Origin of the sequence: Pantoea sp. B65, from assembly GCF_047308185.1 — a bacterium.
GTDB lineage: Bacteria > Pseudomonadota > Gammaproteobacteria > Enterobacterales > Enterobacteriaceae > Erwinia.
The window spans coordinates 36,891-57,169 of the sequence record NZ_JAHXPU010000041.1 but is presented as its reverse complement, the minus strand read 5'-3'; the positions used below and the strand labels follow the sequence as shown (position 1 = coordinate 57,169).

General features: G+C 54.3%; 21 protein-coding genes, 1 tRNA gene and 1 other RNA gene. 14 read left to right on the top strand and 9 right to left on the bottom strand.

What is annotated here, in order from left to right; genetic code table 11:
• Window positions 1-142: 142 nt before the first annotated feature.
• Window positions 143-931: a phosphate starvation-inducible protein PhoH gene (gene phoH, locus JWF83_RS20645; RefSeq protein WP_017800028.1), complete on the top strand. Its 789-nt coding sequence runs from the start codon at window positions 143-145 to the stop codon at window positions 929-931.
• 256 nt (window positions 932-1,187) lie between these two features.
• Here the strand turns inward: phoH and JWF83_RS20640 are convergent.
• Together JWF83_RS20640 and JWF83_RS20635 are read right to left on the bottom strand one after the other, a co-directional pair.
• A non-coding RNA gene (locus tag JWF83_RS20640) (RtT sRNA) lies at window positions 1,188-1,326 on the bottom strand.
• A 47-nt stretch (window positions 1,327-1,373) separates the two neighbouring features.
• A tRNA-Ser gene (locus tag JWF83_RS20635) sits at window positions 1,374-1,461 on the bottom strand.
• A gap of 280 nt (window positions 1,462-1,741) precedes the next feature.
• Between JWF83_RS20635 and JWF83_RS20630 the strand changes: the two genes are divergently transcribed.
• The 3 genes from JWF83_RS20630 to arsC are packed head-to-tail and all read left to right on the top strand — an operon-like array spanning window position 1,742 to window position 3,895.
• Entirely contained in the window at window positions 1,742-2,092 is a 351-nt protein-coding gene (locus JWF83_RS20630) for a metalloregulator ArsR/SmtB family transcription factor (RefSeq protein WP_413652285.1), read from the top strand.
• A 52-nt stretch (window positions 2,093-2,144) separates the two neighbouring features.
• On the top strand, window positions 2,145-3,434 hold the full coding sequence (locus JWF83_RS20625; RefSeq protein WP_413652283.1) for an arsenic transporter: 1,290 nt from the start codon (window positions 2,145-2,147) through the stop codon (window positions 3,432-3,434).
• Window positions 3,435-3,454: 20 nt separating this feature from the next.
• Window positions 3,455-3,895 carry a glutaredoxin-dependent arsenate reductase gene (arsC, locus tag JWF83_RS20620; protein WP_413652281.1) on the top strand — a complete coding sequence of 147 codons (441 nt, stop codon included), beginning with the start codon at window positions 3,455-3,457 and terminating at the stop codon, window positions 3,893-3,895.
• A gap of 45 nt (window positions 3,896-3,940) precedes the next feature.
• Here the strand turns inward: arsC and msrA are convergent, their stop codons facing one another.
• The 3 genes from msrA to JWF83_RS20605 all read right to left on the bottom strand — a co-directional run bounded on the left by msrA (window position 3,941) and on the right by JWF83_RS20605 (window position 5,872).
• Window positions 3,941-4,480, bottom strand: coding sequence for a peptide-methionine (S)-S-oxide reductase MsrA (gene msrA / locus JWF83_RS20615; RefSeq protein WP_413652280.1), 540 nt, complete (start codon window positions 4,478-4,480; stop codon window positions 3,941-3,943).
• Between the two features lie 116 nt (window positions 4,481-4,596).
• Window positions 4,597-4,932, bottom strand: a complete 336-nt coding sequence (locus tag JWF83_RS20610; protein ID WP_413652279.1) for a nuclear transport factor 2 family protein — start codon at window positions 4,930-4,932, stop codon at window positions 4,597-4,599.
• 43 nt (window positions 4,933-4,975) lie between these two features.
• On the bottom strand, window positions 4,976-5,872 hold the full coding sequence (locus tag JWF83_RS20605) for a LysR family transcriptional regulator (RefSeq protein ID WP_413652278.1): 897 nt from the start codon (window positions 5,870-5,872) through the stop codon (window positions 4,976-4,978).
• 102 nt (window positions 5,873-5,974) lie between these two features.
• Here JWF83_RS20605 and JWF83_RS20600 point away from each other — a divergent pair, with 102 nt between their 5' ends.
• Window positions 5,975-6,514: an N-acetyltransferase family protein gene (locus tag JWF83_RS20600; RefSeq protein WP_413652277.1), complete on the top strand. Its 540-nt coding sequence runs from the start codon at window positions 5,975-5,977 to the stop codon at window positions 6,512-6,514.
• 1 nt (window position 6,515) lies between these two features.
• On the opposite strand, the gene JWF83_RS20595 is transcribed toward JWF83_RS20600, so the two are convergent.
• Entirely contained in the window at window positions 6,516-7,079 is a 564-nt protein-coding gene (locus tag JWF83_RS20595) for a flavin reductase family protein (protein WP_413652276.1), read from the bottom strand.
• Between the two features lie 181 nt (window positions 7,080-7,260).
• Between JWF83_RS20595 and JWF83_RS20590 the strand changes: the two genes are divergently transcribed.
• The 3 genes from JWF83_RS20590 to umuC all read left to right on the top strand — a co-directional run bounded on the left by JWF83_RS20590 (window position 7,261) and on the right by umuC (window position 9,822).
• Window positions 7,261-7,821 (top strand): GNAT family N-acetyltransferase, encoded by a 561-nt coding sequence (locus tag JWF83_RS20590; protein ID WP_413652275.1) that lies wholly within the window; start codon window positions 7,261-7,263, stop codon window positions 7,819-7,821.
• 109 nt (window positions 7,822-7,930) lie between these two features.
• Complete coding sequence (gene umuD, locus JWF83_RS20585) at window positions 7,931-8,350, top strand: translesion error-prone DNA polymerase V autoproteolytic subunit (RefSeq protein WP_413652274.1); 420 nt, start codon at window positions 7,931-7,933, stop codon at window positions 8,348-8,350.
• A 206-nt stretch (window positions 8,351-8,556) separates the two neighbouring features.
• Window positions 8,557-9,822 carry a translesion error-prone DNA polymerase V subunit UmuC gene (umuC, locus tag JWF83_RS20580; RefSeq protein ID WP_413652273.1) on the top strand — a complete coding sequence of 422 codons (1,266 nt, stop codon included), beginning with the start codon at window positions 8,557-8,559 and terminating at the stop codon, window positions 9,820-9,822.
• 12 nt (window positions 9,823-9,834) lie between these two features.
• Here umuC and JWF83_RS20575 read toward each other — a convergent pair whose 3' ends face one another.
• Window positions 9,835-10,707: a LysR family transcriptional regulator gene (locus JWF83_RS20575; RefSeq protein WP_413652272.1), complete on the bottom strand. Its 873-nt coding sequence runs from the start codon at window positions 10,705-10,707 to the stop codon at window positions 9,835-9,837.
• 123 nt (window positions 10,708-10,830) lie between these two features.
• Here JWF83_RS20575 and JWF83_RS20570 point away from each other — a divergent pair, with 123 nt between their 5' ends.
• Both JWF83_RS20570 and JWF83_RS20565 read left to right on the top strand, forming a co-directional pair.
• On the top strand, window positions 10,831-11,895 hold the full coding sequence (locus JWF83_RS20570) for an alkene reductase (RefSeq protein ID WP_413652271.1): 1,065 nt from the start codon (window positions 10,831-10,833) through the stop codon (window positions 11,893-11,895).
• Between the two features lie 85 nt (window positions 11,896-11,980).
• Window positions 11,981-12,676: a DUF2461 domain-containing protein gene (locus JWF83_RS20565; protein ID WP_413652478.1), complete on the top strand. Its 696-nt coding sequence runs from the start codon at window positions 11,981-11,983 to the stop codon at window positions 12,674-12,676.
• A 79-nt stretch (window positions 12,677-12,755) separates the two neighbouring features.
• On the opposite strand, the gene JWF83_RS20560 is transcribed toward JWF83_RS20565, so the two are convergent.
• Window positions 12,756-14,915, bottom strand: coding sequence for a TonB-dependent siderophore receptor (locus JWF83_RS20560; protein ID WP_413652477.1), 2,160 nt, complete (start codon window positions 14,913-14,915; stop codon window positions 12,756-12,758).
• Window positions 14,916-15,298: 383 nt separating this feature from the next.
• Here JWF83_RS20560 and JWF83_RS20555 point away from each other — a divergent pair, with 383 nt between their 5' ends.
• The 4 genes from JWF83_RS20555 to JWF83_RS20540 are packed head-to-tail and all read left to right on the top strand — an operon-like array spanning window position 15,299 to window position 18,967.
• The gene (locus JWF83_RS20555; protein ID WP_413652270.1) at window positions 15,299-16,249 is read left to right on the top strand and encodes a siderophore ABC transporter substrate-binding protein; all 951 of its coding nucleotides are present in this window, start codon (window positions 15,299-15,301) and stop codon (window positions 16,247-16,249) included.
• Between the two features lie 9 nt (window positions 16,250-16,258).
• Window positions 16,259-17,218 (top strand): ABC transporter permease, encoded by a 960-nt coding sequence (locus tag JWF83_RS20550; RefSeq protein ID WP_413652269.1) that lies wholly within the window; start codon window positions 16,259-16,261, stop codon window positions 17,216-17,218.
• A complete protein-coding gene (locus JWF83_RS20545; protein WP_413652268.1) occupies window positions 17,208-18,212 on the top strand; it encodes an iron chelate uptake ABC transporter family permease subunit in 1,005 nt (334 codons plus the stop codon). Before JWF83_RS20550 ends, JWF83_RS20545 begins: the two co-directional genes overlap by 11 nt.
• Window positions 18,209-18,967 carry an ABC transporter ATP-binding protein gene (locus JWF83_RS20540; RefSeq protein WP_413652267.1) on the top strand — a complete coding sequence of 253 codons (759 nt, stop codon included), beginning with the start codon at window positions 18,209-18,211 and terminating at the stop codon, window positions 18,965-18,967. The genes JWF83_RS20545 and JWF83_RS20540 overlap by 4 nt, the downstream gene beginning before the upstream one ends.
• 65 nt (window positions 18,968-19,032) lie before the next feature.
• On the opposite strand, the gene JWF83_RS20535 is transcribed toward JWF83_RS20540, so the two are convergent.
• Window positions 19,033-19,635, bottom strand: coding sequence for a glutathione S-transferase (locus JWF83_RS20535; protein WP_413652266.1), 603 nt, complete (start codon window positions 19,633-19,635; stop codon window positions 19,033-19,035).
• Window positions 19,636-20,279: the final 644 nt, after the last annotated feature.

Sequence of the window (20,279 nt, the reverse complement as noted above, 5' to 3'; positions counted from 1 at the left end):
TGCGTAATACGCTTCGGCCTCTGTACGCACTTTTTCAATGGCTATTCAAGGCTTAAAAGGAAGCCACGACCTCTAAAGCGTTCACGTAATCGCTGCTCTGACTCAGAGAAGCGGGAAATGAAACCAACTGTAAGGTGCCACTATGGGAAGACAGAAAGCAGTGATCAAAGCTCGTCGTGAAGCAAAACGTGTGCTTCGTAGCGATTCACGCAGTCACCGTCAGCGTGAAGAAGAATCGGTCACCTCGCTGGTGCAGATGGGTGGGCTGGATTCTATCGGCATGGCGCGTGATACGCGCGACCATTCCCCGATCGAAGCCAGAAATGAAGCTCAGGCGCACTATCTCAATGCCATAGAAAAGAAACAACTGATCTTCGCTACCGGCGAAGCCGGCTGCGGTAAAACCTGGATCAGTGCCGCCAAAGCGGCTGAGGCCCTGATACATAAGGATGTTGACAGGATTATTGTTACGCGCCCGGTATTACAAGCGGATGAGGATTTGGGATTCCTGCCCGGGGATATCTCTGAGAAGTTCGCCCCCTATTTCCGGCCAGTGTATGACGTTCTGGTTAAACGTCTGGGTTCTTCCTTTATGCAGTACTGCCTGCGACCTGAAATCGGTAAGGTCGAAATCGCGCCCTTTGCTTATATGCGCGGACGCACCTTTGAAAACGCCGTGGTGATCCTTGATGAGGCGCAAAATGTCACCGCCGCCCAGATGAAGATGTTTCTGACCCGCCTTGGTGAAAACGTGACGGTCATTGTCAACGGTGATATTACCCAGTGTGATTTGCCGTCCCATGTGCAGTCGGGCCTCAGCGATGCCTTAGCGCGCTTCGAGGAAGACGAGATGATTGGTATCGTACGTTTTGGTAAAGATGACTGTGTGCGCTCGATGCTCTGTCAGCGCACGCTACATGCTTATAGTTAGTTGAGTTAGTCTGTAGCCGCAAGCCCGGACGTAAGTCCGGGCTTTTTTATGTTTCCGGCCAGGGCGGCATAAATGCCGCCCCTACGAAAGAATATCGCTCCCTGGTGTAGGGGAGCCATTAATGGCTCCCCTACACCAGGGAGCCATTAATGGCTCCCGTCCCGATGGTTTGCACCTTAGCTACGGGACCAATATCGTTCGGGGAATATAAAAAACAAAAAAGCCCGAACCTGAGTTCGAGCTCTTATGCAGAATGTGGCGGTGAGAGAGGTATCACTCGGCACATCCATGTGCCTCGCCCTGCGGGCAGCCTGCGGCTGTGCAAAACGGCAATCCTGCCGTTTTGTCGAACCCCCGAGGTCGAGGGTTCTCACCCCTCTCTCGTTCGGGGAATATAAAAACAAAAAAGCCCGAACCTGAGTTCGAGCTCTTATGCAGAATGTGGCGGTGAGAGAGGGGTTCGAACCCTCGATACGTTGCCGTATACACACTTTCCAGGCGTGCTCCTTCAGCCACTCGGACACCTCACCGTATTTTTTCGCGTTATCCTCCGTAGAGGGCAACGGGGCGCTACTATAGGGAGTCGGCGCGGTACGGTCAAGCAGATTTTTTCCCTTTTGTTATATTCGGTTAAGGCGTAACCATTCACCTTTTTTAATCCGTACTGTTCTGCTGGCATACCACCTGATTAGCCTGTTGCGCAGGCAGGTGGCGTTTGTCGACTATCCATTAGTCATATTCGTTTTTTCATATATGTTGTTGACAGTATCGCCACCGCAGTTAACATAGTGCCAGAATTAAGGAGTGACCATGAGCCCGTTAAGTCCGCTGCAACTGTTCAAGTATCTGTCCGATGAGACCCGACTCAATATGGTGCTGCTGCTGCGTGCCACCGGCGAGCTGTGTGTCTGTGATATCGCGGCGGCGTTGCAGCTTCCTCAGCCTAAAATATCCCGTCACCTTGCCATGCTCAGGGAAGGCGGGGTGTTAGTTGATCGCCGCCAGGGTAAGTGGATCTATTACCAGCTCTCTGCACATCTGCCTGCCTGGGCCGCCACACTGATTGAACAAACCTGGCAAAGTCAGTCTGAACAGGTCGCCACGCTGATTAAAGTACTGCATGACTGCTGTTGCGCCAGCGGCGGAAAATCCGTCTGTTGATAAAAAATTTAACTAAACATATTCGAAAATTCATATGTGTAAGGAGGCGGTAATGTGGATGGCTGTGGCAATCTTTGTTCTGACGCTGGTGTTAGTGATCTGGCAACCACGCGGGTTAAATATCGGCTGGAGCGCGATGATCGGCGCTGGCCTGGCGCTGCTGAGCGGTGTGGTGCAGCCCGCAGATATTCCGCAGGTGTGGCAGATTGTCTGGAACGCCACCGCAACCTTTATCGCAGTGATTATTATCAGTCTGCTGCTTGATGAGTCGGGATTTTTTGAATGGGCGGCGCTGCATGTCGCGCGTTGGGGGAAAGGCCATGGCCGGCTGTTATTTAGCTGGATTATTCTGCTGGGAGCGGCGGTTGCGGCACTGTTTGCCAATGATGGCGCCGCGCTGATTTTAACACCGATTGTGATCGCCATGCTGCTGGCATTAGGCTACAGCCGTGGCGCCACGCTGGCTTTTGTGATGGCGGCAGGGTTTATCGCCGATGCCTCCAGCCTGCCGCTGGTGGTGTCGAACCTGGTCAATATTGTTTCGGCAGACTTTTTCCGGCTGGGTTTTAACGACTATGCCGCGGTGATGATCCCGGTGGACCTGGTGACGATTATTGCGACGCTGGCAGTGCTGCATCTGTTCTTTGCTAAATCGATTCCACTGCGCTATCAGCCAGAGAAGCTGAAAGCGCCACAGCTGGCAATCCGTGATGCGCGAACCTTTAAAGCCGGCTGGTGGGTACTGATTTTGCTACTGGTCGGTTTTTTCGCGCTGGAGCCGCTTGGCGTACCGGTTAGCCTGGTGGCTGCCGTCGCCGCGCTGATTTTGCTGACGGTGGCGCGTCAGGGTAAAGTGATCAATACGGCAAAAGTTCTGCGTGAAGCTCCCTGGCAAATCGTGGTGTTCTCTTTAGGGATGTATCTGGTGGTCTACGGGCTGCGCAATGCCGGCCTGACTGACTATCTTGCCACGGTACTTAATCGTCTGGCCGGGCAGGGGTTATGGGTCGCCACGCTGGGAACCGGTTTCCTGAGTGCGCTGCTCTCGTCGATAATGAACAATATGCCGACGGTACTGATTGGCGCGCTCTCTATTGATGCCAGCCAGGCAAGCGGGGTGGTGAAACAGGCGATGATCTATGCCAATGTAATTGGCTGCGATCTGGGGCCGAAGATCACGCCGATTGGCAGCCTGGCGACGCTGCTCTGGCTGCATGTGCTGGCGCAAAAAAACATCTCGGTTTCATGGGGCTACTATTTCCGGGTCGGCATTGTGATAACCGTGCCGGTACTGTTTATCACGCTGCTGGCGCTGGCTATCCGCCTGTCGGTAACGGCATAACCCTCTCGCAGGAGTCTCTAATGAGCGATATCACTATTTATCACAATCCCGACTGCGGCACCTCGCGTAATACGCTGGCGCTGATCCGTAATAGCGGCGTTGAGCCGACGATAGTTCTCTATCTGCAAAACCCGCCTTCACGGCAGCAGCTGACTGAGCTGATTGCCGCCATGGGGATCAGCGTACGTGCTTTGCTGCGGACTAATGTGGAACCTTATCAGCAACTCGGGCTGGCAGAAGACCGTTTCAGCGATGCGCAATTGATCGATCTGATGCTGGCGCAGCCAATACTGATGAACCGACCGGTGGTGGTAACGCCACTTGGCACCAGACTGTGTCGTCCTTCGGAAGTGGTGCTGGAGATTCTGCCCGCGCCACAACAGGGCGCGTTCAGTAAAGAGGATGGTGAAGCGCTAATCGATGCGCGGGGGCAGCGGATCGACGTGGCGGGTAAACCCTGAGTGCTCTGCACGATATAACCGCGCAGAGCACTGCGCGGCGGGGGGTTACTGCTTCAGGGACTTCACCCGATTAGCATAGCTCTTGCGCAGCTTCTGCAATTTCGGTGGAATGACCGCCATACAGTAGCCATTCTGCTGGCCGCGACCACTCCAGTAATCCTGATGGTAGTTTTCCGCCGGATACCATTCACCGCTTTCGATGGTGGTTACCACCGGCTGTTGATGGTCCTGCTGCGCGCGCTGAATCGCGGCCTCCGCTTCCTGGCGCTGGGCATCGCTGGTCGGGAAAATCGCCGAGCGATACTGGGTACCAATATCGTTACCCTGACGATTCAGCTGTGTCGGATCATGGGTGGCAAAGCTGATATCCAGCAGGTCGCCATAACTCAGCTGTTGCGGATTGAAACCGATGCGGATGCCTTCCGCATGGCCGGTTTTTCCGCTGCAGACTTCTTCATAGGTTGGATTGACGGTGTGGCCACCGATATAACCGCTTTCCACGGTTTCCACACCGATCACATCTTTAAATACCGCTTCGGTACACCAGAAACAGCCACCGGCAATAATTGCGTATTCACTCGCCATGGTAAAACTCCTGCCTGTTAATTTATATCCTGATGGCTTCAGGATAAGTGGTTTGCCAGTTGTCTTATCTTATTGTAGTCACAACTGTAAGCCGACAACCAGCGCACGGGGTGCGATCAGGCAAACCAGAACCATGCATCGGTAATCAGCTGGTTTTCTACGGCAAAGATCGCGATGCTTTCGATGGGTTGTTCATTGATGCCATAAATCAGTTCGTGATCGAAAACTTTATTGCCAAGTACCGTACGTGATAACACTTCGGCACGCAGTGCCGGATTATTAAAGCGATGGTTGGCGTAGAACTCGCGCAGTGCGGCTTTGCCCGTCGACGAGGGGGCATCCGCTGGCATCCGCCAGGCGGTGAAGTCCTCACTAAAGCAGGCGAGAAACGCCTCCAGATCGTGGGCGTTATAGGCTATGAACTGCTTCTCTACCGGTGTAATCACAGACATCTTCAACGCTTCTCCCAGATAATTTTATCGATAAATCAACCCATTATTTACCTACTGGCTGACGCGTGTCCAGGCCAGCCAGCAGCTTTATCATTCCGCGGCTCAGCGGCTTATCCTGACGCATCACGCTACCGAGGGTGCGCGTCAGTGGCGGATGCAGCGAATGCACCGACAATCCCTGACGTTGTGTCGCCGTGCTCACCGCCATGCGCGGGACGATGCTGTAACCCAGACCGGCAATCACCATCTGTTTAATCGCTTCAATATTACCCAGTTCCATCACCGGTTTCACGCGGTGGCCCGACTGTGCAAACCACTGATCGATTAACGCGCGGGTACCGCTGCCGGACTCAAAAATAATTACCGGCAGCGGGTGCAGGTGGTCCGCATCAGGGGCGGCACAACTGCTGGTGTCGCTCTGTGCAAAGATCGCCACCAGTTCATCCTGCATCAGTGGGGCAATCGCCACGTTTTTACCCGTTGCCGGCAGCGTGACCAGACCGATATCCACGCGATTGTCTTCAACGGCGCTCACCATCTGCCGGGTATTGCCGGTGGTAACCGCAATGGTCAGTAGCGGATAATCATGATGCAACTGGCGCAAAATCGCTGGCAGCAGATGAATACAGGCCGTGGCGCCGGTACCGATGGTAATAGTGCCGCTAATTTCCTGCGCATGGCTGGCAACCGACTGCCTGGCTGAGGCGATCGCCAGCTCAATATTTTCGCTATGTTCCAGCAGCGACTGACCGGCGGCAGTCGCTTTAATCCCTTTGCCTGTACGCTCCACCAGCCGGGCCTGGAAATAGTGCTCAAGCTGTCTGACCTGCAAACTCACCGCCGGTTGTGACAGCGCGAGTTGCTGCGCCGCGGCAGAAAAGCTGCCTCTGGCAATCACCAGCCTGAAGGTCGCCAGCTGTTCAAGGTTCAGCATTGCCATCAATTAACTCTTCCTTATACTCTTGATAAGTTTTAGCCGCTAAGACTCTGCCCCTGACTGGGTTAACCTCAGGACCGGTCAAACTACCGGGAAAATAACACCGTGAATATTATCGATGCCAGTGAACGCCATATTTCTGCCATTCAGGCCATTTATGCCCATCATGTCAAGACCGGGCTGGGCAGCTTTGAAACACAACCGCCCTCTGCGGAAGAGATCGCCAGCCGGATGGCGAAAGTGCGTCAGCAAGGGTTAATCTGGCTGGTGGCGGAAACAGACAACGGTGTGATGGGATATTGTTATCTGTCATTTTACCGTCCGCGCCATGCCTATCGTTACACACTGGAAGATTCGGTGTATATCGATCCTGACTATCAGGGACGCGGCGTGGGGAAGGCGTTATTGCGGCATGCGCTGGACTGGGCGCAGCAGCAGGGCTATCGCCAGATGATTGCCAATGTCGGCAACAGCGAAAATCACGGCTCACTGGGGTTACACCGCGCGCTGGGCTTCAGTGTGTGCGGCACGTTACGTTCGGTTGGCCTGAAGCACGGCCAGTGGCTGGATACGGTAATGCTGCAGCGCGCGCTGGGTGAAGGCGACAGCACACTGCCGGAGAATGCTGACGCGCTTAGCCGCTGACCTACAGCATGCCGGGGCGAAAGTCGGCGCTTTTATCCAGCAAGGTTGCGCCGGAAACATTGAAAATCCCGGCGCCGGTATAGTGCAGGGTTTGCGGATATTCCGGCTGGCGCCGGATATGGGCTTTTACCACTTCAAAAATAAAGAAGTTGTACTCCTCCACCAGCGCATCATCGTATAGCCGACATTCAAAGTTAGCGACACACTCGTCAATTAACGGCGCCTGTACGTTGCTGGCCGCGCGCGGCGTCAGGTTATTCGCCCTGAACTTATCGACCTGCGTGCCGCTGCTATTGCCGATAGCCACCACCTGATCGATCATATCCGCCGTCGGCAGATTAATCACACACTCACCGCTGGCGCGAATCAACTGATGGCTGTGGTTGATGGCGGAAATCATGCAGCCAACCAGCGACGGTGAAAATTCCATAATGGTGTGCCAGCCAAGGGTCATAATATCGTGCTCATCCTGCCACTGCGACGAGATCAGCACTATCGGGCCGGGTTCCAGATACTTTCTGACATTTTCTGGTGGAAAATCGATTTTTGCATCGCCGGTACTCATAGTGGCTCCTCCGGATTGCTCAGGTAAGCCTTAAGTGTGATAAACCTGTGGGAAATTGCCAGTAATGGCCGGCTTATATTCCGCACCGCCACTTTGCGTCAGCCGGTGAGGTCCAGCACACTTGCCTGCAGAGCGGGATTGACGTCATGATGTCGTTTCCCCCAACTGATAAGGATAGCGGATGGCTACGCCAGAGCTCGTGACTGACCGACTGATTTTACTCCCTTTAACGCCAGAGGATGCTGAGCAGATGCAGCAGATATTTCCGCGCTGGGAAATTGTCCGCCATCTGGCCGCCACGGTTCCCTGGCCGTTTCCTGATAACGGTGCGCAACGTTACGTCAATCAGGTGGCGCTACCGGCGGTAGCGGCGGGAACGGCCTGGTTCTGGTCAATCCGGCGTCAGGCGGATCCGGCGGTAATGATTGGTTTGATCTGTCTGTCTGATGATGCTGACAATAATCGCGGATTCTGGCTGGTACCGGAATGGCAGCGCCAGGGTTTGATGACGGAAGCCAGCCGGGCGGTTACCGATTTCTGGTTTAACACGCTGCAGCGCCCGCGGCTAAGGGCGCCGAAAGCCAGTGAGAATGACGGCTCAAGAAAGATCTCAACCAACAGCGGGATGCGGCTGTTTAGCCGCGGCAAAAAACAGTATGTCGCCGGGCTGCTGGATTCCGAGGTCTGGGAGATTACGCGCGAGGAGTGGCTGGCGCAGCAGAACCGTTCTGCGACTAACTAAATCTCCTGTGCAATCAGGCGGCTAGCGGGGTTCCGAAAAAATCCAGTTGTCACTGCCAGTGTGAATGATAATACTGTATATATATACAGATAATTTGCAGGGCAGTACGATGAATTTTTTACCCACCGCCGATATGCCGCAGCTTTTTCACCTGCCGCTGTTTCTGGAAAAAGTTGCCTGCGGTTTCCCGTCACCGGCGCAGGATTATGTCGAAAAACGTATCGATCTGAATGAGCTTTGCATCCGGCATCCCAGCGCCACCTATTTTGTCAAAGTGTCCGGTGACTCGATGATTGAAGCCGGTATCAGTGACGGCGATATGCTGGTGGTCGACAGCGCGCTGACCGCCTGGCATGGCTGTATTGTGGTGGCGGCAGTGGCAGGGGAGTTTACGGTAAAAAAGCTGTTGCTGAAGCCGCAGATCCAGTTAATGCCGATGAACCCGGCGTATGCGCCGATTATACCCGGCGCGGAAGAGCAGCTGGATGTGTTTGGCGTAGTGACGTTTGTGATTAAAAATACCGCTTAAGCGTAGTCACCGTCCGCGAACCTTTTCCCGTTGCGCACTCGATAGCTCACCGACAATCGATCTGAGTCGCGCCTATGAAGTATCAGCGTGAGCACCACGCTCAACCCGGCGCCTGCGCTTCCGATCGATAAGTTGCCGCCAGCGGCTGATTAGTGATACTGTATGCATATACAGTACTATATTTATACCGGGAACCCACAATAACCATGTATGCGCTGGTGGATGTTAACAGCTTCTATGCTTCCTGCGAGACGGTGTTTCGCCCGGATTTACGCGGTAAGCCGGTGGTGGTGCTGAGTAATAACGACGGCTGTGTGATTGCGCGCAGTGCGGAAGCGAAAGCGCTGGGGATCACCATGACCGCGCCTTATTTCAAACAGAAAGCGTTGTTTCAGCGTCATCAGGTCCATGTTTTCAGTTCCAATTACGCGTTGTATGCCGATATGAGCCAGCGGGTGATGACGATTCTGGAAGAGATGGCGCCGCTGGTGGAAGTCTATTCGATTGATGAGGCGTTCCTGAATCTGCACGGCGTCAGTCACTGTATGTCGCTGGCAGAGTTTGGTCAGCAGGTGCAGCAACGTATCTGGCGTGAAACCCATCTGCGGGTTGGCGTCGGCATTGCACCGACCAAGACTCTGGCCAAGCTGGCGAATCATGCCGCCAAGCTGTGGACCAAAACCGATGGCGTGCTGGATCTGTCGAATATCGATCGCCAGCGCAAGCTACTCAGTCTGGTCGATGTCGGCGATGTCTGGGGCGTCGGACGGCGCATCAGTAAAAAACTCCAGCTGCTGGGTATTGAAAGCGCGCTGCATCTGGCGGATGCGGCGCCGTGGTTTATCCGCAAAAACTTTAATGTGGTGCTGGAACGTACTGTGCGGGAGTTACGCGGCGAGTCCTGTCTCGAAACCGAGGAGTTCCCGCCCACCAGGCAGCAAATTCTCTGTAGCCGTTCTTTTAGCAGCCGCATCACTGACTATGCCGATATGCGTGAGGCGGTATGCGCCTATGCGGAGCGCGCCGCCGAAAAGCTGCGCGGCGAGCATCAGTATTGCCAGCAGATCTCGGTATTTTTGCGCACCAGTCCTCACGCCAGCGGAGAAACTTTTTATGGTAATCAGGCCAGCGGCAAGCTGCTGACGCCAACCAATGATACGCGCGATATTATCCGCATGGCCGTTGGCTGCCTTGATCGTATCTGGATCGATGGCCATCGCTATATGAAAGCCGGCGTGATGCTGGGGGACTTTTTCAGCCAGGGGGTGGCGCAGCTGAATCTGTTTGATGACTATCCGCCCCGTGCCGGTCAGGCGGCATTAATGCAGGTTATCGATGGCCTGAATCAGTCGGGAAGAGGGACCATATGGTTTGCCGGACAGGGGGTTCAGCGCGGCTGGGCGATGAAACGGGAGATGCTCTCCCCGGCCTACACCACCCGTTATGCCGATTTGCCGGTGGTGAAGTCATGAATAGTCATGCGTTTAGCGTTCCAGCCGTTCCTGCAGAAATTCAATAAAGCGCTGTGTTTTCGCCGGCAGCAGACGGCTTTCGGTAACGGCACAGACCGGGACCGATTCACCCTGCCATGCCGGAAGCACCGGACGTAACCGGCCACTGGCAAGGTCATCCGCCACCACCTCTTCCGGCAGCAGGACGATCCCCATATCCTGGATCGCCAGACTGCGGATCATACCGACACTGTTGATCACAAACCGGCTGCTGACCTCTACGGCGCTGGTTTGGGTTGGCGTATGCAGTTTCCAGTGAGTGGTTTTAAGTACCGTCAGACACTGATGCTGCGCCAGATCGGCGGGTTGCAGCGGCTTCCCGGCGCTGGCCAGATAACCTGGTGAAGCATAAAGAAACGCGGGTAGTCGTGCCAGAGTACGGGTAATCAGCTGCGAGTCCGGTGATTCGCCGATGCGAATGGCCACATCGAAAGGTTCACTGATCAGATCGACCCGCCGGGGCGTCAGGTCAAAATCGAAGGTGATCGCCGGGTAACGCCGGGCGAATTCGGCAATCAGCGGCGCCAGCCAGGTGACGGCGAAATCAACGGGAAATGAAGCGCGCAGCACACCGGCAGGCTGGGCAAGCATCTCTCCCAGCTGCTCATGCGCCAGTTTTGCCTCATCAACAATATGCCGGCAGCGCTCAAAATAGAGCCGTCCGGCTTCGGTTAGCACAATCTTGCGCGTGGTGCGGTGCAGCAGGCGCAGGCCAATCGCCTTTTCCAGTGCGCTGATGCGGCGTGACAGCGTCGAGTTGGGTATGCCGGTGGCATCGGCCGCGCGCCGAAAACTCATCACCTTCACTACCTCAACAAACAGCGCCATATCATCCAGCAATGCCATGATGATTATCCCATTAATGGATTAATTATTTCCATTATTGCATATTTATCCTGAATTTAAACTGGGCCATGATGCTTGCAGACCACATCACCTGTTTCCTGCCAGCTACTTAAGGAGCGCACTATGAGCCCGTTATTCACTTCTGTCCCTGTCGGACGTTACAATTTAGCCAATCGCCTGGTTATGGCGCCGATGACCCGCAGCCGCGCTGAGTACGATGGCACGCCGGGAGAACTGGCCGCTGAATATTATGCTCAGCGTGCCAGCATCGGGCTGATCGTCAGTGAAGGCACTCAGCCTTCAGATGACGGTCAGGGCTATCTGACCACGCCGGGTATCTATACTGATGCCCACGTGGCTGGCTGGAAAAAGATCACTTCTGCGGTACATCAGCAGGGCGGACGCATTTTTATTCAGCTGATGCATGCCGGGCGAATGTCGCATCCTGATAATACGCCGCATCATCGGCAGGGTGTCGCACCGTCGGCGATTGCCCCGGGAGCGCCGATGTTCACCGCCACCGGTATGCAGCCGATCCCGGTTCCGCGCGCGCTGACGCATGCCGAAATACAGCAGACCGTGGCTGATTTTCGTTTTGCCGCCCGGCGCGCGATAGAAGCGGGCGCTGATGGCGTTGAAATTCACGGCGCAAACGCCTATCTGATCCATCAGTTTATCGCCCCAAGCGCCAACACCCGCAGCGATGAGTACGGCGGGTCGCTGGAAAACCGTGCGCGCTTTGCCATTGAAGTGGCCAGCGCTATCGCTGACGAGATCGGCGCAGACCGCACCGCCATCCGTCTCTCTCCCGGCATGGCGATGTGGGGGATTGATGAAGGTAGCGAAGGCGCGGATCTCTATCGTTATCTGGTGGCGGAGCTCAACAAACTGGGGCTGGCATATCTGCATATTATGCACCAGGACAATGAACCGTTGCTGCACGACATCCGCCAGCAGTGGCAGCATCCGCTGATCCTGAATCGTCCGGGGCGTTCGCGCCAGCAGATTGGCGCCGATCTGGCAACCGGCCTGGCTGAGCTGGAAGCCTATGGCCAGATGGTGCTGGCGAATCCGGATTTTGTTACCCGCCTGCAGACCGGTGCCGGATTGAATGAGGCCGACCGCAATACTTTCTTTGGCGGCAACGCCCAGGGCTACACTGACTATCCGGCGTTAACCGCAGGCTGAAGTGACGAATAGTTTTAGGCGCGGATAATCAGGTTATGATAAGACGGATGGCTTAAGCACACTTTCGCGGGAGACCAACCGGATCATCATGGCTGAATTTAGTGGCATTACCCAGCGTGGCCTGACTTTCTTGCAACAGCTGGGTCAGAACAATAATAAGCAGTGGTTTGAGGAGCATCGCGCTATCTATGACGAAGAGTTGCTAAAACCGGTGCGTCAGCTGGTCGGCGATTTAGCGCAGGATATGCTGGTGATTGATGAGTTGTTTGAAGTGCGTCCGGCAATCGGCAAAACGATTTCGCGTATGCACCGCGATACGCGCTTTTCCCATGATAAGTCGCTGTATCGCAGCAATATCTGGCTGACCTTCAAACGATCACGCAATAACTGGACGGATGCCCCGACCTACTTTTTTGAGTTTGGCCCCGACTGGTGGCGTTACGGACTGGGCTACTATAGCGCCTCGCGTCTCACCATGAATCTGTTCAGAGAGCGGGTGACGCAGGAGCCCGCTGCTTTCCTCGCCATGGCGGACGCCATCCCGGCGAATTTCGCGCTGGACGGGGAAAGCTATAAGCGTGAGCTGGTGAAGGGGATGCAGCCGGAGCTGGCGCGGTGGTATAACAAAAAATCCTGGGCATTAATCAGCGAACAGCGTGAGATGGATTTGCTGTTTTCTCCGCAGCTGGTGGCGGTACTGGCCCGCGGTTTCCAGCGTCTGGCGCCGCTGTATGATTTTCTGATGCAGATAGAAGGGCAAAAACGAATGGCATCGCGCTGAAACCTGATCGTGCCGGCCTCACCGACGCCGCGGGAACGTTTAATCGCTCCCGCGGGCGGCTGCAGATCGCCGACGCGGGTCAGAATGACATCGTCATCCCCGCGTAGTAAGCCCGGCCGGATTCATTGTAGGTCGAGGCGCCTTCATTCTCACGATACAGGCGCTTATCAAACAGATTGCTGATACCGGCATTGAGGCGAAGATTTTTAATCACCTCGTAATTCGCCCCGATGCCCACTACGGAATAAGCCCCCAGCTGGTTAGTGGCCAGCGCGCCCACTTCATTACGGATTTCCGCATATTCACGCGGTTTCTGCCGTCCGTACAACGTCCAGTTGAGTTGGGTCGATAGCTTATCAGTGACCTGATAATCCAGCATGGTGTTAACCGTGTATTGCGGGATCACGGATAGCGGATTACCGCTGTCCTTATTCTCGGAGGTGATCATATAGGTGGCATTGGTACGCCAGTTAAGCTGATCTTTAACCAGCGGAATGACCAGATTTGCTTCAAGTCCTTCCACTAATGCCTTGCCGCCATTTTCCCAGCGCAGGATGTTATAACCGTTGGAAGCATAGCCAACCAGCCCGGTGCCTGACACGATTTTATTTTGGTAATCGTTACGGAAGTAAGTGATACCGGCATTAAATCCCTGCTGATTAAATTCGAGACCGATCTCTTTGTTGATACTGATTTCCGGGTCCAGATTGCTGTTGCCCATCAGGTAGCAACTTCCCGCCGCGATATTCTCCGGGCATCCGTTACCGCGGGTTGCCAGCAGATAGCCGTCGCTGGACTGATAAAGGTTCGGCGCCTTAAATACCCGGGCAATACCCGCTTTCAGTTTGAAATGCTCCCCCAATTCCTGCGACATATTCAGCGCCGGACTCCAGTTACTGCCGAACTGGCTGTGGTAATCAAAACGCAGCCCGGGGATCAGGTGGGTACCGGCTCTGGCTTCAATATTATCTTCAATATAGAGGGCGCTAAGTTCTGCGCTGTTTTTGGCGCTGCGACCGGCAGGATCGCCGGAAATATTACCGATGGTCACGCCACTGGCATCGGTAACCTGCATCGAAGCCGGGTCGTTAAGTTGTTCATGATTCCATTCGCTCCCGAGGGTAATGGTCTGCTCTAACCCCTTATCCAGCGGAATATTCACTTCACCTGAGGTTCTGAGATTCTGCAGACGACTGGTGTTGTACTGATCGCTATTAATCATCCCTTCAACACGTCCGGTAGAACCCTCCTGCAGGCGGGTATTATTGGTTTTCTCGTACCAGACCCCGACGCGTGACTGACCCCAATCCCAGATACCATTATGGGTTATGCCATAAGACTGACGATACATGCGGTTGGTTTCTTGTCCGTATAAGGTTTCCACCAGGCCATTGGGACTCAGGTTAGCATTACTGTATTGCGTATCACCGGCATAAATATTGCCCTGACGGCTGTAGCTCATATCGAAGTCGACAATCTGTGTGGGAGTGACCTTCCAGGAGAGCAGGGCATTGATATCTTTATTACGCACCCCTTCATTGCCCGCCGCATAGGAACCATTCTGCGCGGTATTGATATCCGCGGCATCGGCGTCGGTTTTATTGATATTGCCATACAGGCGCATGGTCAGCACTTCTCCGACCAGCGGGCCGTTCAGACTGAAATTAGCGCGTCGGGTCGCCCCCTCCTGGTCATCTTCCGGCTGATTAGTAAACAGCGAAAAAGTGCCGTGCCAGTCATTGGTCGGACGTTTGGTAATAATATTAATCACCCCGCCAGCGGCGCCGGAACCATAGCGCGCGGCGGCCGGGCCGCGCAGCACTTCAATCCGTTCCACCATTTCCGCAGGGACCCAGTTGGTATCGCCACGGGTGTCGCGTTCGCCACGCCAGCTGTAGCGCACCGAGTTGCGCGACAGGGTAGGGACGCCATCAATCAGGATCAGGGTGTTCTCCGGTCCCATACCACGAATATCTATCTGGCGATTGTTGCCACGGCTGCCGCTGGCGCTGTTGCCCGTCAGGTTGACCCCAGGCATTTTCCTGATGATATCCGAGAGATCATTGACCGGCGGCTCTTTGGCGATATCTTGCGCCGTGATTACCGACACCCCGGGTTGCTGCTTAAGTTGTTCCTCCGCGCGAACCTGAACCACCATCTCTGCCTGCTCTTCCGTCACCTCTGCAGCGGCATAGCCGCTACCCACTAACCCGGTGAGGAAGATTGCAAAAGGTTTCATATTGAAAGGCGTTGTGTAAATCACGGCGATTGTCCTTGATATTGTATGTAAATATTATGGAATAATTATGATAACGATAATTATTTTCATTTACATGCAATAGCAGAAACCTTCACACAATCTCCATGGTTGTACGAAAAACAGGCGGAAAGGTAAGTCTCTTAACGTTAACTTAATGAAATACAGCAGGTTAAATGTAAAGTTTTCTTTAGCAGGAGTAATGACAGAGATTGAATTTCTATTGTCTGCGTCCACGCAAGCGGGAACCCGCTGATTGGCGGTGTTTATTCTGCAAGGCGTTGGCGTATGATTGTGACAATTGGTAATAAGAATTATTAGTGTTTCAATTCGTGATTGCAGCAATTGACTTTTCAGGAGAGAAAATGAAATTACGTTTAGCGTTAACTTCGTCGCTGGTGGCTGCGACTTTTATTATCGGCGGTTGCGGCGCGGCAGCGGCTGAGGATAACAAAACGGCCGGTATCAGTATTGAACACGCACAGGGAACCACCCGGGTGCCGGTCAATCCGCGGCAGGTGATTATTCTCAACCCGGCAACGCTGGATATCGCCGATGCATTACAGATCCCGGTGGCCGGCGTACCACAGACCAGTACTCATCTGCCGCCTTTCCTGGCGAAGTATCAGGGAAAACCCTACCTGAATGCCGGAACCCTGTTTGAGCCTGACTATGAAGCGCTGAGCAACGCGAAACCTGATTTAATTATTGCCGGTGGTCGCGCGCATGATGCCTATGACAAGCTGAGTGAGATTGCGCCGACCATCGCGCTTGATATTGATAACCAGCATTTTGTCGAGAGTCTGTCACAGCGTACCGAACAGCTGGCGGCCATTTTTGGTAAACAGCCGCAGGCGAAAACCCTGCTGGATGGCTTCAGGCAGAAAATCGCCGCGCTTAAAGTGAAATCCGCTGATGCGGGTACGGCGATGGTGCTGATGATCAGCGGCGGTAAAATGTCGGCCTATACGCCAGGTTCGCGCTTTGGCTTTGTATTTGACGTGCTGGGTTTTAAACCGGCCGCCAGCTTTGCGCAAACCGGTCGCCACGGTAATGTCGTCTCTTCCGAATTTATTCTGCAGACCAATCCGCAGTGGCTGTTTGTGCTCGACCGCGATAATGCCATTGGCCGCAAAGAAGGGCAGTCCGCACAGCAGGTGCTGGATAACCCGTTGATCCGTAAAACCGCCGCATGGCAGAATAAACATATTGTTTATCTCGACTCCGCTTCGCTGTATATCGCCGGTGGGCTGCAAAGCTATAGCCAGCTGATGGATAACATCAGCAGTACGCTGGATCAGCAGAAAAAACCGTAACCTGCCGCAATGAAAAGCTTCTATTTTATTACCGGCCTGGCACTGCTGCTGGGCCTGATGATCGTGAGTCTGGGGATTGGGGTGGGGAATCTCACCCTGCACGGTTTCTGGTCCGATGCGGAAATGCGCGATATTTTTCTCATCAGCCGCGTGCCACGAACGCTGGCGCTGGTACTGGCCGGGAGTGCGATGAGCGTCGCCGGGCTGATTATGCAGATGCTGACGCAGAATCGTTTTGTGGAACCTTCGATTGCCGGCACCACCCAGTCCGCCAGCCTCGGCCTGCTGCTGGTGATGGTGTTTAGCCCGTCGGCGTCGGTACTGGTCAAAATGGTGGTGGCGACGTTGTTCGCTCTTGGCGGCACGGCGCTGTTTATGCTGCTGTTGCAACGTATGCGGATCAAGTCCGCGCTGATGGTGCCGCTGACCGGTATTATGCTCGGCGCGGTATTTAGCGCGGTCACGACCTTTCTGGCAATGGAATTTGATCTGCTGCAATCGCTGGGCAGCTGGGAGTCGGGGGATTTTTCCGGGATATTGCAGGGGCGCTATGAACTGCTGTGGATTGTCGGCGCGCTGACGTTACTGGCGATGCTGATTGCCGACCGTTTTACCGTTGCCGGGCTGGGACGCGATGTCGCCGTCAATGTGGGAATTCATTATCAGCGGGTCATGCTGACCGGTATGGCGATGATTGCGGTGATCTGTGGCGTGGTGGTGGTAGTGGTGGGCGTGCTGCCGTTTCTCGGATTAATTGTGCCGAATATAGTCAGTATGGCGATGGGTGACAACCTGCGGCGCTCGATTCCCTGGGTGGCGCTTTGCGGCGGCGCGCTGGTGGTGCTGTGCGATATTATCGGGCGTTTAATCAGCTATCCGTTTGAAATTCCCGCCAGCGTGATCCTTGGCGCTATTGGCGCCGTGGTTTTTCTGATCTTGATCCTCAGGAGTCAACGCCATGCCGGTTAACTCTCTATCTTCAGGCCGGACTGGCGGCGCTGTTGTTCGGCGCTTCAGCCTGCCGGCGCGGCGTTTGCTGCTACTGACGCTGCTGGCGTTGCTGGCCATCATCCTGTTTATGACCATCAATCTGCACGGCAATATTCGCTATATTTTGCTGCATCGCGGGCAGATACTGGCCACCATGCTGCTGGTGGCGTTCGCCTCCGGCGTGGCGACGCTGCTTTTTCAGACCGTAACCAATAATCGTATTCTGACTCCTGCGGTGATGGGGCTGGAGGCGCTGTTTATTCTGATCCAGACGGCAATGATCTTTTTTGTCGATGCCGATGGGCTGCGCGTATTGGGGATTACCGGCAAGTTTATCTGCGAGTCGCTGCTGTTATTGCTGTTTTCCCTGCTGCTGTATCGCTGGCTGTTACACCGCAACAGCGTCAACCTGCATCAGGTACTGCTGGTGGGGCTGGTATGCGGCACGCTGTTTCGCAGTCTTGCCAACCTGCTGCAACGCCTGCTATCACCTGGCGAGTTCGCCATTCTGCAAAGTCGTATCTTTGCCACCTTTACCCGCGCCGCGCCGGAAATTATCGCTTTAGCCGCCGCCATTGTGCTGCTGGTGGCGATGGTTATCTGGCGTATGCGTTTTACGCTGGATGTGCTGGCGTTGGGACGTAACAGTGCGCTTAATCTTGGCGTGGCTTATCCGCAGAAAGTGATGGTGATCCTGTTGCTGGTATCGGTACTGGTGGCGGTGTCCACCGCGCTGGTGGGGCCGCTGACTTTTCTCGGTCTGCTGGTGGTCAATCTCAGTTATCAGCTGATTGGTTCCCATCGTCACCGCTATCTGCTGCCTGGGGTGGTACTCACCGGCATTATTGCGCTGGTAGGCGGCCAGTTAATTCTTGAGCGCATATTTAATATGGCCGGTACGCTATCGGTAGTGATCGAATTTACCGGCGGCGCGCTGTTCCTTTACCTTTTGCTGAAAAAGGCGTCGTTGTGATTGAAATAAATGCGGTGGTGAAAAAATACTTCGATACCCCGGTACTGAATCAGGTAACGGAGAGCATTGCGCAAGGTGGGGTGACGTCAATTATCGGCGCCAACGGGGCGGGGAAGTCGACCCTGTTATCAGTGATGAGTCGTTTGCTGACGCCGGATGCCGGTAGCGTCAGTTTTAATGGTCTGGATGTGGCGAACACGCCAGGCGATAAGCTGGCCAGGATTCTGTCAGTGCTACGTCAGGAAAATCACTTTACCAGCCGCCTGACGGTACATGACCTGGTGGGATTTGGTCGTTATCCCTACAGTCGTGGGCGACTGACGGATGACGATCGCCGGCATATTGAAGCCGCGATGACGTTTCTCAATCTGTTGCCGCTGAAAGATCGCTATCTTGATGAGCTATCCGGTGGACAGCGCCAGCGTGCCTATGTGGCGATGGTGCTGTGCCAGGATACGCAGTATCTGCTGCTGGATGAACCGCTGAATAACCTCGATATGAAACACAGTGTGGCGATGATGAAACAACTGCGCCGCGCAGCGGATGAACTGCACAAAACCATTGTGCTGGTGATCCATGATATCAATTTCGCCTCGGCTTATTCAGACCATATTATTGCGATGAAAGAGGGCGAAGTGATCTACCGCGGAACCCCGCAACAGATTATGCAGCCGCAAATTATCGCAGCGATCTTTGATACTCAGGTGACCATTCAACAGATCAATAATCAGTATATCGCGGTGTATTATCGCTAATCCGCTGGCGTTAACCGGGAAGCGCGGTGGAACGCGGTCAGCGCCGCGCCACTGCCTGGATCAGTTTAAACCATCGGCAACGCGATAAACGGCGCGGTTTGCTCGGCCTGGTCGCTAAAGGTTGCGATCAGCGGGAAATGTTGCGTTTTGACCACTGCCGGCAGCATTAGCTGGATAAAGCTCCAGGCGACGGCGATCGAGACGCCGGCAATGCTGTTGATCTGCGGCGGCTGGTGCGCCAGTTTTTCCTCAATTATCGTCAGCGCGGAGAGCAGCTGCAGCTGAACGCGATCAAGCCATGGCTGATGCTGTTTTTCTACCGGACGCAACTGCCACTCGTAAACCATCTGCACCGCTTTCTCACAGGCCGCCAGCGCCAGACCGGTGAGGGTCAGGTCATACAGGCGCGCGGCGCCGGATGGCGCCATCAGGGACCCTTGCGCCGCAGGCAGGGTCTGCAGATAGTCGAGGATCAGGGTTGAATCCATCAGTTGCTGATTATCGTCGGTGATCAGCGTCGGTACTTTAACCACCGGATTAATCGCGCGCATATCCTCAAAGTCGCGAAAAACCGATAGCGGTTGATGTTCAAACGTAATGCCCAGCACCTTCATGCAGATAGCCACACGCCTGACATAGGGTGAGTCCAGCATACCAATCAGAATCATGATGTATTTCCGCCAGCGTTAAGAGAATCGGTAGATAGCTTGTTGTACACTAACTTCCGCGAAATTTGTTATGAAAAAACAGCATATAACCGGGCGCATAATCACAAAAATTTATGGCTGAGTAATCTGTCCGTTTTTTACCCGCTAAACCTGCGCCAGCGGGAATAAGCCGGGTGAATATACCCGGTTATATTTTCCCCAACAAAAAGTGGTTGCGGTTTTAATGTTCAGCCGCGTGTCGCATATTATCGCGCTGAATAATAATGTTATCCCGCTTAGCGGGTTTTATTTTTACCGGCAATGATTCGGATTGCTCTTAAATTCCTGCGAATCTGGCAGAAGCGGAATCAGCGTCTATACTGAATTGTGATGTTATGCGCAGTTTAGTCAGAGAAAATAAGTTACCAGGACGAAGGGCAAAGCGTTGGGACAAGAGAAATGCACCGTAGCACAATGATAATTACCCGGTAATCACTATCCCGCGGTCAATGACGACGGACCCTTCACTTTGTCAGTTAATCAATTATTCCCTTCGTTTGGACCCCAGCAGTAAGCACGTTTTCTGACGGTCATCACTGCCATAACAGATATTCACGTACCGGATATTCGCTGAATTCGCGACGTGAACCGATGCAGACAGGAGG

Excerpts from the sequence above, each read along its gene's own strand:
- JWF83_RS20555 (WP_413652270.1), top strand. The coding sequence starts at position 15,299 with ATGAAATTACGTTTAGCGTTAACTTCGTCGCTGGTGGCTGCGACTTTT.
- JWF83_RS20550 (WP_413652269.1), top strand. The coding sequence starts at position 16,259 with ATGAAAAGCTTCTATTTTATTACCGGCCTGGCACTGCTGCTGGGCCTG.
- JWF83_RS20605 (WP_413652278.1), bottom strand. The coding sequence starts at position 5,872 with ATGGCAATGCTGAACCTTGAACAGCTGGCGACCTTCAGGCTGGTGATT.
- JWF83_RS20595 (WP_413652276.1), bottom strand. The coding sequence starts at position 7,079 with ATGAGTACCGGCGATGCAAAAATCGATTTTCCACCAGAAAATGTCAGA.
- JWF83_RS20625 (WP_413652283.1), top strand. The coding sequence starts at position 2,145 with ATGTGGATGGCTGTGGCAATCTTTGTTCTGACGCTGGTGTTAGTGATC.
- JWF83_RS20535 (WP_413652266.1), bottom strand. The coding sequence starts at position 19,635 with ATGATTCTGATTGGTATGCTGGACTCACCCTATGTCAGGCGTGTGGCT.
- arsC (WP_413652281.1), top strand. The coding sequence starts at position 3,455 with ATGAGCGATATCACTATTTATCACAATCCCGACTGCGGCACCTCGCGT.
- JWF83_RS20575 (WP_413652272.1), bottom strand. The coding sequence starts at position 10,707 with ATGGCATTGCTGGATGATATGGCGCTGTTTGTTGAGGTAGTGAAGGTG.
- umuD (WP_413652274.1), top strand. The coding sequence starts at position 7,931 with ATGAATTTTTTACCCACCGCCGATATGCCGCAGCTTTTTCACCTGCCG.
- JWF83_RS20545 (WP_413652268.1), top strand. The coding sequence starts at position 17,208 with ATGCCGGTTAACTCTCTATCTTCAGGCCGGACTGGCGGCGCTGTTGTT.
- JWF83_RS20560 (WP_413652477.1), bottom strand. The coding sequence starts at position 14,915 with ATGAAACCTTTTGCAATCTTCCTCACCGGGTTAGTGGGTAGCGGCTAT.
- JWF83_RS20590 (WP_413652275.1), top strand. The coding sequence starts at position 7,261 with ATGGCTACGCCAGAGCTCGTGACTGACCGACTGATTTTACTCCCTTTA.
- msrA (WP_413652280.1), bottom strand. The coding sequence starts at position 4,480 with ATGGCGAGTGAATACGCAATTATTGCCGGTGGCTGTTTCTGGTGTACC.
- phoH (WP_017800028.1), top strand. The coding sequence starts at position 143 with ATGGGAAGACAGAAAGCAGTGATCAAAGCTCGTCGTGAAGCAAAACGT.
- umuC (WP_413652273.1), top strand. The coding sequence starts at position 8,557 with ATGTATGCGCTGGTGGATGTTAACAGCTTCTATGCTTCCTGCGAGACG.
- JWF83_RS20570 (WP_413652271.1), top strand. The coding sequence starts at position 10,831 with ATGAGCCCGTTATTCACTTCTGTCCCTGTCGGACGTTACAATTTAGCC.
- JWF83_RS20610 (WP_413652279.1), bottom strand. The coding sequence starts at position 4,932 with ATGTCTGTGATTACACCGGTAGAGAAGCAGTTCATAGCCTATAACGCC.
- JWF83_RS20630 (WP_413652285.1), top strand. The coding sequence starts at position 1,742 with ATGAGCCCGTTAAGTCCGCTGCAACTGTTCAAGTATCTGTCCGATGAG.